This is a genomic window from Rathayibacter sp. PhB1 (assembly GCF_004362935.1).
Classification (GTDB): Bacteria; Actinomycetota; Actinomycetes; order Actinomycetales; family Microbacteriaceae; genus Rathayibacter; species Rathayibacter festucae.
The window spans coordinates 281000-296127 of sequence record NZ_SNYD01000003.1 but is presented as its reverse complement, the minus strand read 5'-3'; the positions used below and the strand labels follow the sequence as shown (position 1 = coordinate 296127).

Here is a 15128-nt window from a genome sequence, read left to right as displayed (position 1 = left end):
CATGACCTTCAACGACGACTCCCAGCTCAGCGGTGGCAAGGTCCGCCGGCGCGGCCGCACCACCGGCATCGCGGTCGGCGGCGGCGCGGTGGGCGTCGTCGTCCTCGCCCTGCTCTCGCAGCTGCTCGGGGTGAACCTGTCCGGATTGGGCGAGCTCGTCGGCGGAGGGGGATCGTCACCCGAGCAGGTGACCAGCACGGCCGTCGCCTGCGACAGCGGCGCCGATGCCAACGCCGAGGTCGACTGCCGGCTCGAGGGAGCGGCGGAGTCGCTCGACCGCTACTGGGCCGCTGAGGCGGGATCCGTGGGAGCGACCTACACGACGACCGGCGGCGTGATCGTCTTCGAGGACCAGACCAGCACCGGCTGCGGCAACGCCACCGCCGCGGTGGGCCCGTTCTACTGCCCGCCGGACCAGACGATCTACCTCGACACCGACTTCTTCGACGAGCTGCGCACCCGCTTCGACACCTCGGGCGGCTCGCTCGCGCAGATGTACATCCTGGCTCACGAGTGGGGCCACCACATCCAGAGCCTGACCGGCGCGATGGAGTCGGCCGACCGCAGCGGCACCGGCCCCGACTCCGACTCCGTGCGCCTCGAGCTGCAGGCCGACTGCTACGCCGGCGCCTGGGTCGGCGACGCCTCGACGGTGCCCGACGAGACCGGGACCCCCTACCTGAAGCCCGTGACGCAGGAGCAGTACCGCGACGCCCTGAGCGCCGCCGCGGCCGTCGGCGACGACCGCATCCAGGAGCAGGCGACCGGCACCGTCGACCCCGAGGGCTGGACCCACGGCTCCGCCGAGCAGCGCCAGCGCTGGTTCCAGGCCGGCTTCGACGCCGACGCCACCGCCTGCGACACCTTCGCCGTCGCGGGCTCCGCCCTCTGACCCCACCCCGGAGCGGCCCCGCGTTCATGCTGGTCGAGCAGCCGCGCAGCGGCCCCTGCATGCTGGTCGAGTAGCCGCGCAGCGGCGTATCGAGACCCACCGTCTCAGACACGGTGGATCTCGATACGGCCGCTCCGCGCCCTACTCGATCAGCATGAATCGGCGTAGAGCCGAATCCATGCTGGCCGACCGCGCAGCGGTCCCTTGCATGCTGGTCGAGCAGCCGAGCAGCGGCGTATCGAGACCCGGCGTGCAGGACACGGTGGCTCTCGATACGGTCGCTCCGCGCCCTACTCGATCAGCATGGACTGCCTGCTGGTCGGGCAGTCGCGCAGCGGCCCCTGCATGCTGGTCGAGTAGCCGCGCAGCGGCGTATCGAGACCCGCCCCCTCAGCTCACCGAGTCGCTCGGCTCCTCCATGTACCACTCCGTGAAGGAGCACGCCCGCCCGTCCTCCGCGAAGCGGATGACCCACAGATTCAGGTACGTGCGGTCCGACGGGTAGATGGTCCGCGCCTCCACCACCGCCGTGGTCTCCGTCAGCGCGACGAGCCCCCACGCGAACGTCGGGTCGTCCGGCTCGCTCTCCGCGACCCACCACTCCACGATCGCCTCCCGCGGAGTGATCGCCTCCGCGTACGGCGCCGTGAAGTACTCCGCGCCCTCGGTGAAGAGCGCCGCCACATCCGCGGGGTCGTCCGTCGCCCAGGCCTTCTCGTAGCCGGCGATCCAGCTCTCGATCTCGATCATGCGCCCATCCTCGTCCCGCCCGCGGCAGCCCGGTAGAGCGATCGGGAAGGTTTCCGAGCATCGGTCGGTTCGGCTCAGAGGCCCGGCGATGCAAAGCTGAGCAATACGACCCGCCCTGCAGGACGCCGGACCTCCGGCGCCCCGCTCCTGCACGCCGCCGACACGAAGGACCGCAGTGCCCGACTCCGACAGACGCTCGCTCACCCGCTCGCCCAGCCCCCGCCTGATCACCGCCGTCCTCGCCTTCGCGGGGATGAGCGCCTCGTTCATGCAGACGCTGGTCGTCCCGATCCAGTCGGAGCTGCCCACCCTGCTCGGCGCCGACCGGAGCGAGACCGCCTGGGTGATCACCGCGACCCTGCTCAGCGCCTGCATCCTCACCCCGGTCTCCGGCCGTCTCGGCGACCTCTACGGCAAGCGCCGGATGGCCCTCGCCGCGCTCGTCGTCCTCGTGCTCGGCTCGATCGTCTGCGCCTTCGCGGACGACGTCTGGACGCTCGTGGTCGGCCGCGCCCTCCAGGGTGCGGTGATGGGCGTCATCCCGCTCGGCATCTCGATCCTCCGCGACACCCTGCACCGCGACCGCCTGCCTGGCGCGATCGCCCTCGTCAGCGCCACGCTCGGCATCGGCGGCGCGCTCGGCCTGCCGCTCAGCGCCCTGGTCGCCGAGAACCTCGACTGGCACGTGCTGTTCTGGATGTCCGCCGGGCTCGGCGTGCTCGACATCGTCCTCGTGCTCCTCGTCATCCCGGTCTCGACCCTGCGCTCGCCCGGCCGCTTCGACGTCGTCGGCACGATCGGCCTCGCGATCGGCCTCAGCGGCATCCTGATCGCCGTCTCCCGCGGCAACGACGCGGGCTGGACGAGCCCCGGCATCCTCGGCTCGGGCCTCGGCGGCGTCGCGGTCCTGCTGATCTGGGGCTGGTACGAGCTGCGCCAGGAGAGCCCGCTCGTCGACCTCCGGGTCGCCGCCCGCCCGGCGGTGCTGTTCACCAACCTCGCCTCGGTGGCCGTCGGCTTCGCCTTCTTCGGCGCCCAGATCACCCTGCCGCAGCGCCTCGAGCTGCCGGCCGCGTCCGGCGTCGGCTTCGGCCTCAGCCTCATCGTGGCGAGCCTGGTCCTGGCGCCCTCGGGCCTCGCGATGATGGCGACCTCGCCGCTCGCCGCTCGGCTCTCGGCGCAGTCCGGACCGCGTCTGGTGCTGGTCTCGGGAGCGGCGCTGATCGCTGTCTCCTACCTGCTGATCCTCCCGTTCGGCGCGGAGGTCTGGCAGATCCTCGTGATCAACGCGCTGATCGGCGTCGGCCTCGGCCTCGCCTACGCCGCGATGCCGACCCTGATCATGCACGCGGTGCCGGCCTCCGAGACCGCGGCGGCGAACGGCCTGAACTCGCTGATGCGCACCCTCGGCACGACGCTGTCGTCCGCGGTCACCGCGGCGGTCCTGGCGCAGCTGACCGTCTCGGTGGGCGCCGTCGACCTGCCGAGCTCGGAGGCGTTCGAGACGACGTTCGTCATCGGCGCGATCGGCGCGGTGGTCGCCGTGGTGCTCGGGCTGCTGATCCCGAAGGTGTCCCGCCCGGAGGTGCGTCCGGCGCTGCCCTGACCGGTGCTCCCGGCCGGCGCCGCGCAGCCCGCCGCGCTCACTCCTCGTCGAGGAGCAGCCGCTCGATCTGCAGCTCGCGCAGGCGCACGGTCGCCAGCTGGTTCTCGCGCGCGGCGATCGCGAGCCGGCAGAGCAGCACGGCGAGCACGAGCACGATCACGACGACCGCGATGGCCGCGACGATGTAGAGGATGCCGAAGACGTTCAGAGCGGAGAACATCCTCCGACGCTAGCCAGCGGGGCTCGCGCGGATCGTCCCCCGCAGGACGGAGCCGGGACTCCTCGGAACCCCGATGGCGCTTCACATCCGGGCCCGAGGTGCCCGCGCGTAGGGTGACTCCCCGTGGAACCCCGATCTCCCGACCGCGCGGCGCCCGCCGTCCCCCCGCTGAGCGACGAGGTCGCGCAGGCGCTCGACGCCGGCACGGTCGCCGAGATCCGCGCCCTCCGCGACGACTTCGCGCGGTTCATGCTGCAGTACAAGTTCGGCATGGACGAGATCGTCACGAAGGTGACGATCCTGCAGGAGGAGTTCCGCGAGATGCGGGAGTACAACCCGATCGAGCACGTGTCGAGCCGGCTGAAGTCGGCCGACAGCCTGATCGAGAAGATCGAGCGCAAGGGCTGCGACACCTCCTTCGAGGGCATCGCCGCCGCCGTCACCGACATCGCGGGCGTCCGGATCACCTGCAGCTTCGTCTCCGACGTCTACCGCGTCTTCGACATGCTCACCTCGCAGGCCGACGTCCGCGTCCTCGAGGTGAAGGACTACATCGCCACTCCGAAGGAGAACGGCTACAAGAGCCTGCACGCGATCGTCGAGGTGCCGGTGTTCCTCTCGGGAGGCTCGGTCGACGTCTGCGTCGAGGTCCAGTTCCGCACCATCGCGATGGACTTCTGGGCCAGCCTCGAGCACAAGATCTACTACAAGTACGACCGCCAGGTCCCGCAGCAGCTGCTCGACGGCCTGTCCGACGCCGCGCGCACCGCCGCCGCCCTCGACGCCGACATGGAGCGCCTGCACCGTCAGGTCCGCGGCGAGCTCCCCCTCGACCCGATCCTCCGCATCCTCGACGTCTGACCCGCAAGACCCTTCATGCTGATCGAGTAGCCCGCGCAGCGGGCGTATCGAGATCCGCCGTCCCCAGCACGCCGGGTCTCGATACGCCGCTCCGCGGCTACTCGACCACCATGGAACTCATGCTGATCGAGCCGCTCGCCTGGCGGGGCGCCCTGCATGCCGAGCGATCAGCTCGCCTGGCGGGGCGCCCTGCATGCCGAGCGATCAGCTCGCCTGGCGGGGCGCCCTGCATGCTGATCGAGTAGCCCGCGCAGCGGGCGTATCGAGATCCACCGTCCCCAGCACGCCGTATCGAGATCCGCCGTCGCCGGGGCTACCCCAGCGCCGTCACCAGCACCAGCAGCAGCACCGCGGACCCGTTCAGCGTCGCGTGCGACACGATCGCCGCGCCGAGCCGCCCGGTCACCGTGGAGATCCAGCCGTGCGCCAGCCCGGCGATCACCGTCGTCGTCCCCAGCGTGACCACCGTCGCCGGGTTCACCATCTGGTGCCCGTGCAGCAGCGCGAAGACCAGCGTCGACGCGATCACGCTGAACACCGCCGCCCAGACGCGCCGTCCGCGGGTCGGCGGTGCCGCATCGCCCTTCGTCCGCAGCATCCGGTTGCGGACCGCCCGCATGACGACCCCGCGGCAGAGGATCTCCTCGACGATCGGAGCGACCAGCACCGGGATCATCACGGAGCTCAGCACGAACCACAGCGGGTCGGGATCGAGCTCGAGGTTGCTCTCCGCGTCGCCCAGCAGCGGCGAGAACACGATCAGCACCGCGACGATCGCGATCCGCACGCCGATGCCCAGCCCGATGCCGATCGGCACGTCGATCCAGCGGAACCGCAGCCCGTAGTCCGCGGCGAGCGACCCCAGCCCGCGGAGCTTCGACGCGGCGAACGGGATGACGAGCGCGACCAGATAGCTGGCGAACGACCCCGCGAACACGAGCCCGGGGGAGTAGGGCAGCACCCCGAAGCCGAACAGCACGATCAGCAGCGCGAGCGGCAGCACGATCCCGGCGATCGTCAGCGCCGCCGTCGGCAGTCCCCAGCGCACCCGCGGATCCGGCAGATAGAGGAGAGAGGAGTACGGAGCGTCGACCGACGGCTGCGGCTCGGGCGGCGGCGCCCAGGCGAAGGCGGGCCCACCGTGCGGCGGCGCGGCGGCGACGGCAGGCTGCTCAGGGGCGACGGTCGACGGATCGGGCGGCGGAAAGGCGGCGGGATTCATGGCCCGCCCAGGCTACGCAGCCCAGCTGAGCGCCCGGAGCGCACCTCGGGCTCGCAGAACCACGTCCGGCTCGCAGGATCGAGCCGTTCTCGCGAGCCGAGGCCGATTCGACGAGCCCAGCAGCCGCTCTCGAACTCTGCTGCGCGAGATCCGTCGTACTCCTGCATCGAGGACGACGACGTCTGCGGAGTGAGGCGCGGCCCGACCGGTGGGGCTCGGGAACGACCCGTCAACGGAAGAAACCCCCGCCATGTAGAAGCTAGGCGAGGGTTTCCGTGGCTCCGACGGGCGTCGATCCCGTGACCTCACGATTTTCAGTCGTGCGCTCTACCAACTGAGCTACAGAGCCGTTGCAGCCGAGGATGTCCGAGGACATCGATGCCGCGAGGAGACGAACGAGTCGTCTCCTGGAAAAGGCCCTTCCTCTCGGAAGGGCCTCTCTGCGACCCTGACGGGACTTGAACCCGCGACCTCCGCCGTGACAGGGCGGCACGCTAACCAGCTGCGCTACAGGGCCTCGTTGCGAAGACAAGCATACTGCCTTCGAGGCTGTTCGATTTTCACATCCCGTCCGTCTCCGGCCGTTCTGCGGTGGTGCACTTCTCTTGCGGTGGTAACCCTCATCCGTGACCCCAACGGGATTCGAACCCGTGCTGCCGCCGTGAAAGGGCGGTGTCCTAGGCCACTAAACGATGGGGCCGGAAGCTCGCCGGGGCGACCCTGCGGCCGACCCACCATGACTACCGACACGCAAGCATAGGGACAGCCGGCCGGATATGCAAAACCGGCCCTCGAGGGGCGCCAGTCGCGGGTCGGCCGCCGGACGTCGATGCGCGCCTGTGCCCCGGACGGGCGACGCCGATTCCTAGGCGTACGGGGAGGGCTTGACTAGTGTGGGTCGGAATCGCCACTTCCTCGCGACGGAGCCGCACCGCCGCCGGGGGAGTAGTCCGTCTCCAGCACCGAGGTCCCATGATCCACTCTTCGCGCCGAAACCGCCCCGCACGCCGCTCGGGCGCGCCGCGGATCGGCCGTCTCCGCGGAACCGCCCTCGTCTCGGCCGCGGTGGCCCTGGTCGCGGGTCTGCTGGTCGCCACTCCCGCGCAGGCGGTCGAGTACCCCAGCTGGGCCGACGTCGAGGCGGCGAAGGGCAACACCCAGGCGGCGGCCGCGCAGGTGGACAGCATCCTCTCGCTGATCGACGGCCTGCAGAGCGAGGTCGCGGCGGCGCAGCAGGTCGCCGAGCAGCGCGGCGAGGAGTACTTCGCGGCTCAGCAGGACTTCGACGACGCCTCGGATCGGGCGACCGAGCTCGAGGCCAAGGCCACCGCCAGTGCCGACCAGGCCGACGCCGCGACGCAGCAGGCGGGCCTCCTGGCCGCTCAGCTCTACCGCACCACCGGCACCGACCTCTCGGTCAACATCTTCCTCGACGGCGAGGGCGGCAAGGCCGACGACCTCCTCGGCCGCATCGGCAACATGACGAAGCTCGTCGAGCGCTCCAACGCCATCTACGAGCAGGCCAGCACCACCAAGAACACCGCCGAGTCGCTCGGCGACCAGGCGAAGGTCGCGCAGGCCGAGCGGGAGAAGCTCCGCGTCGCCGCCGAGGCGAAGCTCGCCGAGGCCACGGCCGCGCAGGCCGCCTCGGAGGCCGCGCTCACCGAGCAGCAGAACCAGAGCATCGTGCTCGAGCAGCAGCTGGCCGCGCTCCGCGACACCGAGTCGACGACCGTCGCCGAGTACGAGGCCGGGGTCGCGGCGCGCGAGGCCGAGCGCCAGCGCATCCTCGCCGAGCAGGAGGCCGCCCGTCAGGCGCAGGCCGAGCTCGCCCGCCAGCAGGCGGCGGCCGCCCGAGAGGCCGCGGCTGCCGCGGCGGCAGCGGCTCCCTCCCGCGGATCCGGCGGCGGCGGTGGCTACAGCGCCCCGGTCGCCCCGTCCCCGGGCGGCGGCTCGACCGTGGTCAGCGACTCCGGCTGGGTGCGTCCCGCCGCAGGCCGCATCACCGGCACCTTCGGGCCGCGCGGCAGCCTCTCCACCGGCGGCGGCTCGACCAGCTCCTACCACCGCGGCACCGACATCGCCGGCGGCTGCGGCATTCCGATCCTCGCGGCGCACAGCGGCACGGTGACCTACGCCGGCTGGTTCGGCACCTATGGCAACTGGATCGAAATCAGCAACGGCGACGGCATCAGCACCGGCTACGCGCACATCATGCCCGGCGGCATCTACGTCAGCGTCGGCCAGCGGGTCGAGGCGGGCCAGCAGATCGCCGCCGTCGGCACCACCGGCGCCTCCACCGGCTGCCACCTGCACTACGAGACCCGCGTCAACGGCACCGCCGTGGACGCTCAGCCCTTCATGGCCGCACGAGGAGTCACACTTGGTTGACGCGCAGAAGACCGCCCGCAGCTTCACCCCCGCCCCGCGTGAGCGGGCCTGGAAGGGCCGTCTTCCGCTGGCGGTCTCGGCCGCCTTCGCGGTGACCGCCGTCACGGCGTCGCTCGGCATCGTGCCGGCCCAGGCGGACGACCCGTCGTACCCCTCGTGGGACGACGTGCAGAACGCGAAGACCGACGAGGCCAGCAAGCAGGCCGAGATCGACTCGATCACCGCGCTGATCGGCGGGCTGCAGACCTCGGTCGACGACGCGTCGCTCGTCGCGATGAAGAAGGCGGAGGCCTGGCGTCAGGCCCAGGAGGCGCTCGACGCCGCGGCCGCCGCCGTCACCGAGCTCGAGGACCGCGCGAACGCGGCGGCGTCGACGGCGCACACGTCGCAGATGCGTGCCGGCCTCCTCGCCGCGCACCTCTCCCGCTCCGCCGGCGGCGACCTCTCGATGAGCCTCGTCGCGAAGGGCCAGGACGCGGGTGACCTGCTGTACCAGCTCGGCGCCATGTCGCAGCTCTCCGAGCAGTCGCAGCGCGTCTACGCCGACGCCCTCGCCGACAAGCAGACCGCGGAGTCGCTCGCCGAGCAGGCCGACGTGGCCGTCGTCGAGCACCAGAAGCTGTCCGACGCCGCGGACGAGGCTCGCACGGGCGCAGACGCCGCCGCCGCCTCCGCCCGGAGCGCTCTCGCGGCCCAGGAGGCGAAGTCCGAGGAGCTCATCGCGCAGCTTGCGCTGCTCAAGGACTCCACCGTCGAGATCGAGACCGCGTTCCTCGCCGGCGAGCAGGAGCGCAAGGCCGCTGCGGCCGCTGCCGCCGCCGCCGCGAAGGCCGAGGCCGACGCTGCCGCCGCCCAGCCGGCCGCGCAGCCGTCGTCCGGATCCTCGTCGGGAGGGTCCTCGTCGTCGGGAGGGTCCTCGTCGACGGCGCCCCGCCCCGCGGCGCCGGCCGCGAGCCAGCCCGCGGCGCCGGTCCCGAACCAGCCGGTCGTCGAGCAGCCCGCCGCCCAGCCCGCCCCGCAGCAGCCGGTCGCTCCGGCTGCCCCTGCGCAGCAGCCCGCGCCGCTCCCGGCGCCCGCCGCCCCGCAGCCCGCACCGGCGCCGGTGCAGAACCCCGCGCCGCAGCAGAACCAGGTCGAGACCGCGATCTCCTACGCGATGGCGCAGCTCGGCGAGCGCTACGTGCTCGGCGGCATGGGTCCGGACGTCTGGGACTGCTCGGGTCTGACCAAGCAGTCGTACGCGAGCGCCGGCGAGTACATCGGCACCCACTCCGCGACGAACCAGTACAACACCATGGCGAACGAGGGCAAGCTCGTCCCCTACAGCCAGCGTCAGCGCGGCGACCTGCTCTTCTGGTCCGACTCGCCAGGCGACTACTACCACGTGGCGATCTATCTCGGCGACGGCCAGATGATCGAGGCGCCGAACCCCAACTCGCCGGTGCGCGTGCACTCCATCTGGGGCACCCCGACCGGCATGGTCGGCCGCCCGACCGCGTAGCCACCGCTCAGGCGGCGCCGCCCGAAGACACGAGAACCCGCCCCCTCGAGGCGCCGGCAGCAGCCGGTCGACTCGAGTGGGCGGGTTCCGTCGTCCGGAGACCCGTGAGGGTCAGTGGCCCTCTTCGGCCAGCTTCTTGATGCCGTCCTGGACGATCTGCTCCGCCTCGGCGGCGTCGCCCCAGGCCTCGACCTTGACCCACTTGTTGGGCTCGAGGTCCTTGTAGCGCTCGAAGAAGTGCTTGATCTCGTTCTTGGTCTGCTCCGGGACGTCCGAGATGTCCTGGATGTGCTGCCAGCGCGGGTCCTTCGCGGGGACCACGATCACCTTGGCGTCGGAGCCGGCCTCGTCGCTCATGTTGAGCACGCCGACCGGGCGGACGGAGACGCCCACGCCCGGGAAGACGGGGTACTCGAGCAGCACCAGCGCGTCGACGGGGTCGCCGTCGAGGCCGAGGGTGTTCTCGAAGTAGCCGTAGTCCGTCGGGTAGACGAAGGAGGTGAAGAGCACGCGGTCGAGGTAGACGCGACCGGTCTCGTGGTCGACCTCGTACTTGTTGCGGCTGCCCTTGGGGATCTCTACGACGACGTCGTATGCGGCCATGTTCGCTCCTTGAGTCGGTGGCGCCGCGGGCGGCGCATCGGCGGGTCGGACCGGCCGGGGGAGTGCGCGCGGACGCGCGCGCTCGCAGGCCGGATCGCTGGCCTAACGTTACTTGATGTGCCCGATCGCCCCCGCCTGACTCCCGCCGTCGCCGACATCCGGCGCGCGGTGCGCGCGAGCCTCGACGAGCTCGACCCGGGGGCCCTGGTGCTCGTCGCGCTGAGCGGCGGAGCCGACTCGCTGGCCCTCGCGGCGGCGGTCGCCTTCGAGGCCGAGCGCGGCGGTCGGCGGGCCGGCGCCGTGATCGTCGACCACGGTCTCCAGGACGGCTCGGCGGAGGTCGCGCGACGCGCGGCGCAGCATGCGCACACCCTCGGTCTCGCCCCCGTGCTGCGCGAGGTCGTGTCGGTGCTGCCGGGCGGAGACGGTCCGGAGGCGGCGGCGCGCACGGCGAGGTACCGCGCCTTCGACGACGCGGTCGAGGCGACGGGTGCCGCGGCGGTCCTCCTCGCGCACACCCTCGACGACCAGGCCGAGACGGTGCTCCTCGGGCTGGCCCGGGGCGCGGGCGCCGCGAGTCTGCACGGCATGGCGGCGGTGAGCGGGGTGCTGCGGCGCCCTCTGCTCGGGATCCGCCGCGCGAGCACCGTGGCGGCCTGCGCCGACGCCGGCCTCGAGCCGTGGAGCGATCCGCACAACGACGACCCGCGCTACACCCGCGTCCGCGTCCGCCGCTCGGTGCTGCCGGTGCTCGAGGACGAGCTCGGCCCCGGAGTCGCCGAGGCGCTCGCCCGCACGGCCGACCAGCTCCGCGAGGACGGCGACGCTCTCGACGCGATGGCGCTGGACTGGGCGCTCGAGCTCGTCGGCCAGAACGACGAGGGCCACGTCACGGTCGATGCGCGCGGCCTGGCCGCCGACCCGCCGGCGCTCCGCCAGCGCATCATCCGCCTCGTCGTGCAGAACGAGTTCGGCGTCGCCCTCTCCCGCGCCCAGACCCTCGCCGTCGCCGCCCTCGTCACCGATTGGCACGGCCAGAAGGGCGTCGACCTGCCGGGCGTCCGCGCCACCCGGGTGTCCGCAACTCTCGTCTTCGCCCCCGTGTGATCTCCCCTCCGCGAGATGCCACTTGTGCACGCGACACGCCGTGGAAGGCGTGCACAAGTGGCATCTCGCGGAGGGGGGCAGGGCGCCGCCGCCCGTAGAGTGGCCGGGTGGAAGCAGCCGACATCGCCGACGACATCACCGAGGTCCTCTTCACCGAGGCCGAGATCCACGAGCGGATCCGCGACCTGGCCCGCGCCATCGAGCGCGACTACGCCGGCGAGAACCTGCTCATCGTGGGGGTGCTCCGCGGCGCCGTCATGGTGATGGCGGACCTCGCCCGCGAGCTCAAGCTCGACATCGTGATGGACTGGATGGCCGTCTCCTCCTACGGCAGCAGCACGAAGTCCTCCGGCGTGGTGCGGATCCTCAAGGACCTCGACACCGACATCACCGACCGCAAGGTGCTGATCGTCGAGGACATCATCGACTCCGGCCTCACGCTCTCCTGGCTGCAGGGCAATCTGCGCAGCCGCGGCGCGGAGTCCGTCGAGATCTGCGCGCTCTTCCGCAAGCCCCGCGCCGCCAAGGTCGAGGTCGACGTCGCCTACGTGGGCTTCGACATCCCGAACGACTTCGTCATCGGCTACGGCCTCGACTACGCCGAGCGCTACCGCAACCTCCGCGATGTCGCGATCCTCGCTCCCCACGTCTACGCCTGACCGGCCCGGGGCCGACGCCCGCGCGGACGCGGCGCAGTCGAGCCTCGAGCGGCTCTTCGCGGTGCCGGTGCTCGGCTACCACACGAGCTATCCGACGTCGCTGCGCGCGGATCTCGAGTTCGACTACTGGTGGCTCGCGCACGCGATCGACGCCGCCGTCGACGCGTTCGAGCGCACCGGAGACACCGAGCACCTCGAGCGCGCTTCGCGGATCCACCGCGCCGTCCGGCTCCGCAACGGCGGCCGGCTGGTCAACGGCTACTTCGACGACATGATGTGGCTCGGCGGCGCGCTGGCCCGCCTCGGCGAGGCGACGGGGGAGGGGCGCTGGCTCGACCGCGCGGACCGGCTCTGGCGCTTCGCGGTCGCGCGCGGCTGGAACCTCCGGCACGGCGCGAGCCTCGCCTGGCGCCGCCGCCAGCTCGACTACAAGAACGCGCCCGCGAACGGGCCGTTCGCGATCCTCGGTGCGCGGCTGGAGCGGCTCCGCCCCGACGGCCGCGAGGAGCTGGCCCGCGCCGCCTTCGACTGGCTGCACGTGCGCCTGCGCGACGACGACACCGGCTTCGTCGCCGACGGCATCGGCCGCGAGGGCGGCTCGGCCCGCGACGACTGGGCGTTCAGCTACAACCACGGCGTCTACATCGGCGCGGCGCTCGCACTGCACCGGCTGCGCCCGGATGCACGGCTGCTCGCGCACGCCTCCCGGACCGCCGACGACCTGCTCACACGCCTCGCAACCGACGGCGTCTTCGTCGACCAGGGTGCGGGCGACGGCGCGCTCTTCGGCGGCATCGCCTACCGGCACCTGGTCGACCTCGCGACGGCGGACGGGGTCGACGCCGCGTCCGCCGCGCGGATCCGCCGCTTCGTCACCGGCAGCGTCGACGCCCTCTGGCGCTCGAGCGAGCGCGGCGGGATCCTGCTCGCCGGTCCGCGCTGGGACGCCCCGCCGACCCTGCCCGCGACGCTCTCGGCCGAGCTCGGCGCGGTCCTCGCGACGGAGGCGGCGGCGACCCTCGAGCGGCGCACGGTGCGGGAGCCGGCGCCCGGCACAGCAGACTGAGAGCGTGAGAGCCCCTTCCGCGAGATCCACGGCCGCGCGACCCGTGGTCGCCGTCGTCATCAATCCGAGCAAGTTCGACGACGTCGGCGCCGCGCAGGACGTGGTCGCTACGGTCGCCCGCCGCGCCGGCTGGCGCGAGCCGCTCTGGTTCGAGACCAGCGTCGACGACTCCGGAGCCGGAGCCGCGGGGGGCGCGCTGGAGTCGGGCGCCGACCTCGTCTGCGCGATGGGCGGCGACGGCACCGTGCGCGCGGTCGCCTCGGTGCTGCGCGGCACGTCCGTTCCCTACGGACTGCTGCCCAGCGGCACCGGCAACCTGCTCGCCCGCAACCTCGGGATCCCGCTCGGCGCGCTCGCCGACGCGGTCGAGATCGCGCTGCTCGGGCAGGACCGGGCGATCGACGTCGGCACGGCGACCTTCGACGACGGCGAGGAGCGCGTCTTCATGGTGATGGGCGGCGTGGGCCTGGACGCCGAGATCATGGACAAGACCGACGACGAGCTGAAGAAGCGCGTCGGCTGGGGCGCCTACGTCGCAGCGGGCGCCGAGGTGATGTTCAAGGCCGGCTTCGAGGTGACGCTGACGATCGACGGGAAGCCGGAGCCGCCGACCCGCACGCTGATGGTGCTGGCCTGCAACTGCAGCTCGGTCGTGGCGAACATCGAGCTCGCCGCCGGCGCGGTCCTCGACGACGGCGACCTCGAGCTGGTGCTGCTGCGCCGCCGCTTCGGCCTCGCCCTCGACGTCGCGACCGGCAACCGCAACGGCCTCGCATCGCTGCACCAGTGGCCGGGGCGCGAGTTCTCCTTCTCGCTCGACCAGCCCGTGCTCGCCGAGCTCGACGGCGACCCGATCGGCCGCACCACGAGCGGCCGCTTCAGCGTCGACCCCGGCGCACTCCTCGTCCGCCTGCCCGTGCCGACCCCGAAGAGCCCGGGCCTCACCCCGCACGACACCCTTGTGATCGACACCACCGAGATCGCGACGATCCTCGCCGACGACCCCGACGGAGCCTGAGACCCGCCCGCCGGCCGCGGTCGATCCACTCGGGAGAGACGCCCGCCGACATGCTGGTCGAGTAGCCCCTTAGGGGCGTATCGAGACCCGGCGTCGTCAGCAGGGAGGTCTGCAGACTTCCCTCCTGGCCACGGTGGATCTCGATACGCCCGCTGCGCGGGCTACTCGATCAGCATGCAGTAGGAGTGCTGCTGTCTCCCTCTCATGCTGGTCGAGTAGCCCCGGAGCGGCGTATCGAGACCCGGCGTCGTCAGCAGAGAGGTCTGCAGACTCGACGTCCTGTGCCGGTGGATCTCGATGCGCCCGCTGCGCGGGCTACTCGCTGCGCATGCAGGCGACGCGGGCCGCCGGATCAGCATGTCCGGGCCGAGGTCCGCGCCGTCCCATACTGGTCGAGTAGCCCCGGAGGGGCGTATCGAGACCCGGCGTCGTCAGCAGGGATGTCTGCAGACTCGTCTTCTGACGCTGGTGGATCTCGATACGCCCGCTGCGCGGGCTACTCGATCAGCATGAAGGGGTGCTCCTCGATCGGCATGCAGGCGGCGCGCACTGCTCGCTCGACCGGAGGACTACCTCCGACTCCTTTACGGATGTAATGTATGTTACGAACGTAAAGGAGACACCATGGCCGACCCCCGCCTCGCCCGCTCGCGCGAGCAGTTGATCGCCGCGATCACGGTCGCGCTCGATCACCCCGGCGACGACCAGCCGTCGATCACCGACCTGTGCTCCGCCGCCCGCGTCAGCCGGCCGACGTTCTACCAGCACTTCGGCGACGTGCCCTCGCTGGTCGAGGCCGCCGCGCTCGAGCGGATGCACGCGCTGTTCGCCGCCGTCGTGCCGCCCTCGCCGCAGGACGACTGGGAGACCGCGGTGCCCCGCGTCGTCCGCGGCCTGCTCTCGGGGCTGCTCGAGCACGCCGACTTCTACCGCCGCGCGCTGAGCGGTGGCACCGCCCGCTCCGTCCAGGAGTCGGTCGTCGCCTTCCTCGCCCAGCGGCTGCTCGCCTTCTCGCCGCTGGCCGCGCAGGAGGCGGGCGATCGCGCCCGGGTCGAGCGCTTCGCCGTCTTCCTCGCCGCCGGGACCGTCTGGCTCGTCGTCGGCTGGCTGCTCGACGGCGACGACCGCCGCCCGGTCGCCTCCGCCTCGGCCGAGATCGCCGAGCTCCTCGTCACCGGAGTCGCATCGCCGCGGCTCACCGCCCCCGCCACCGACTCCTCGAAGTAGAAGGA

General features: G+C 72.1%; 14 protein-coding genes and 3 tRNA genes. 10 read left to right on the top strand and 7 right to left on the bottom strand.

The features are described 5' to 3' along the window. The first annotated feature begins 1 nt into the window (after position 1). Positions 2-892 (top strand): neutral zinc metallopeptidase, encoded by an 891-nt coding sequence (locus tag EDF17_RS09195; RefSeq protein ID WP_123446816.1) that lies wholly within the window; start codon positions 2-4, stop codon positions 890-892. A gap of 390 nt (positions 893-1282) precedes the next feature. Here EDF17_RS09195 and EDF17_RS09190 read toward each other — a convergent pair whose 3' ends face one another. Next, a complete protein-coding gene (locus EDF17_RS09190) occupies positions 1283-1642 on the bottom strand; it encodes a nuclear transport factor 2 family protein (protein WP_123446815.1) in 360 nt (119 codons plus the stop codon). A 175-nt stretch (positions 1643-1817) separates the two neighbouring features. On the opposite strand from EDF17_RS09190, the gene EDF17_RS09185 reads away from it, so the two are divergent. Beyond that, positions 1818-3248, top strand: a complete 1431-nt coding sequence (locus EDF17_RS09185) for an MFS transporter (protein WP_243581140.1) — start codon at positions 1818-1820, stop codon at positions 3246-3248. 37 nt (positions 3249-3285) lie between these two features. Here EDF17_RS09185 and EDF17_RS09180 read toward each other — a convergent pair whose 3' ends face one another. Continuing rightward, positions 3286-3468, bottom strand: coding sequence for a hypothetical protein (locus EDF17_RS09180; RefSeq protein WP_123446814.1), 183 nt, complete (start codon positions 3466-3468; stop codon positions 3286-3288). 249 nt (positions 3469-3717) lie between these two features. Between EDF17_RS09180 and EDF17_RS09175 the strand changes: the two genes are divergently transcribed. After that, on the top strand, positions 3718-4329 hold the full coding sequence (locus EDF17_RS09175) for a GTP pyrophosphokinase family protein (RefSeq protein ID WP_123447054.1): 612 nt from the start codon (positions 3718-3720) through the stop codon (positions 4327-4329). A 313-nt stretch (positions 4330-4642) separates the two neighbouring features. On the opposite strand, the gene EDF17_RS09170 is transcribed toward EDF17_RS09175, so the two are convergent. The 4 genes from EDF17_RS09170 to EDF17_RS09155 all read right to left on the bottom strand — a co-directional run bounded on the left by EDF17_RS09170 (position 4643) and on the right by EDF17_RS09155 (position 6251). After that, positions 4643-5551, bottom strand: coding sequence for a type II CAAX endopeptidase family protein (locus EDF17_RS09170; RefSeq protein WP_123446813.1), 909 nt, complete (start codon positions 5549-5551; stop codon positions 4643-4645). Positions 5552-5827: 276 nt separating this feature from the next. Beyond that, a tRNA-Phe gene (locus EDF17_RS09165) sits at positions 5828-5900 on the bottom strand. A gap of 94 nt (positions 5901-5994) precedes the next feature. After that, positions 5995-6068, bottom strand: a tRNA-Asp gene (locus EDF17_RS09160). Positions 6069-6178: 110 nt separating this feature from the next. Further along, a tRNA-Glu gene (locus EDF17_RS09155) sits at positions 6179-6251 on the bottom strand. Positions 6252-6523: 272 nt separating this feature from the next. On the opposite strand from EDF17_RS09155, the gene EDF17_RS09150 reads away from it, so the two are divergent. Both EDF17_RS09150 and EDF17_RS09145 read left to right on the top strand, forming a co-directional pair. Beyond that, complete coding sequence (locus tag EDF17_RS09150) at positions 6524-7942, top strand: M23 family metallopeptidase (protein ID WP_243732842.1); 1419 nt, start codon at positions 6524-6526, stop codon at positions 7940-7942. Then, positions 7935-9443: a C40 family peptidase gene (locus EDF17_RS09145; protein WP_123446812.1), complete on the top strand. Its 1509-nt coding sequence runs from the start codon at positions 7935-7937 to the stop codon at positions 9441-9443. The genes EDF17_RS09150 and EDF17_RS09145 overlap by 8 nt, the downstream gene beginning before the upstream one ends. 111 nt (positions 9444-9554) lie before the next feature. On the opposite strand, the gene ppa is transcribed toward EDF17_RS09145, so the two are convergent. Continuing rightward, complete coding sequence (gene ppa, locus EDF17_RS09140; RefSeq protein WP_123446811.1) at positions 9555-10046, bottom strand: inorganic diphosphatase; 492 nt, start codon at positions 10044-10046, stop codon at positions 9555-9557. A gap of 117 nt (positions 10047-10163) precedes the next feature. Here ppa and tilS point away from each other — a divergent pair, with 117 nt between their 5' ends. The 5 genes from tilS (at position 10164) to EDF17_RS09115 (ending at position 15123) form a co-directional block, all read left to right on the top strand. Then, positions 10164-11153, top strand: a complete 990-nt coding sequence (gene tilS / locus EDF17_RS09135; protein WP_123446810.1) for a tRNA lysidine(34) synthetase TilS — start codon at positions 10164-10166, stop codon at positions 11151-11153. A 107-nt stretch (positions 11154-11260) separates the two neighbouring features. Beyond that, positions 11261-11812, top strand: coding sequence for a hypoxanthine phosphoribosyltransferase (gene hpt / locus EDF17_RS09130; protein ID WP_123446809.1), 552 nt, complete (start codon positions 11261-11263; stop codon positions 11810-11812). Then, positions 11778-12878, top strand: a complete 1101-nt coding sequence (locus EDF17_RS09125) for a glycoside hydrolase family 76 protein (protein ID WP_123446808.1) — start codon at positions 11778-11780, stop codon at positions 12876-12878. Before hpt ends, EDF17_RS09125 begins: the two co-directional genes overlap by 35 nt. 4 nt (positions 12879-12882) lie before the next feature. After that, on the top strand, positions 12883-13896 hold the full coding sequence (locus tag EDF17_RS09120) for a diacylglycerol kinase family protein (protein ID WP_123446807.1): 1014 nt from the start codon (positions 12883-12885) through the stop codon (positions 13894-13896). Between the two features lie 624 nt (positions 13897-14520). Further along, complete coding sequence (locus tag EDF17_RS09115; RefSeq protein WP_123446805.1) at positions 14521-15123, top strand: TetR/AcrR family transcriptional regulator; 603 nt, start codon at positions 14521-14523, stop codon at positions 15121-15123. Positions 15124-15128: the final 5 nt, after the last annotated feature.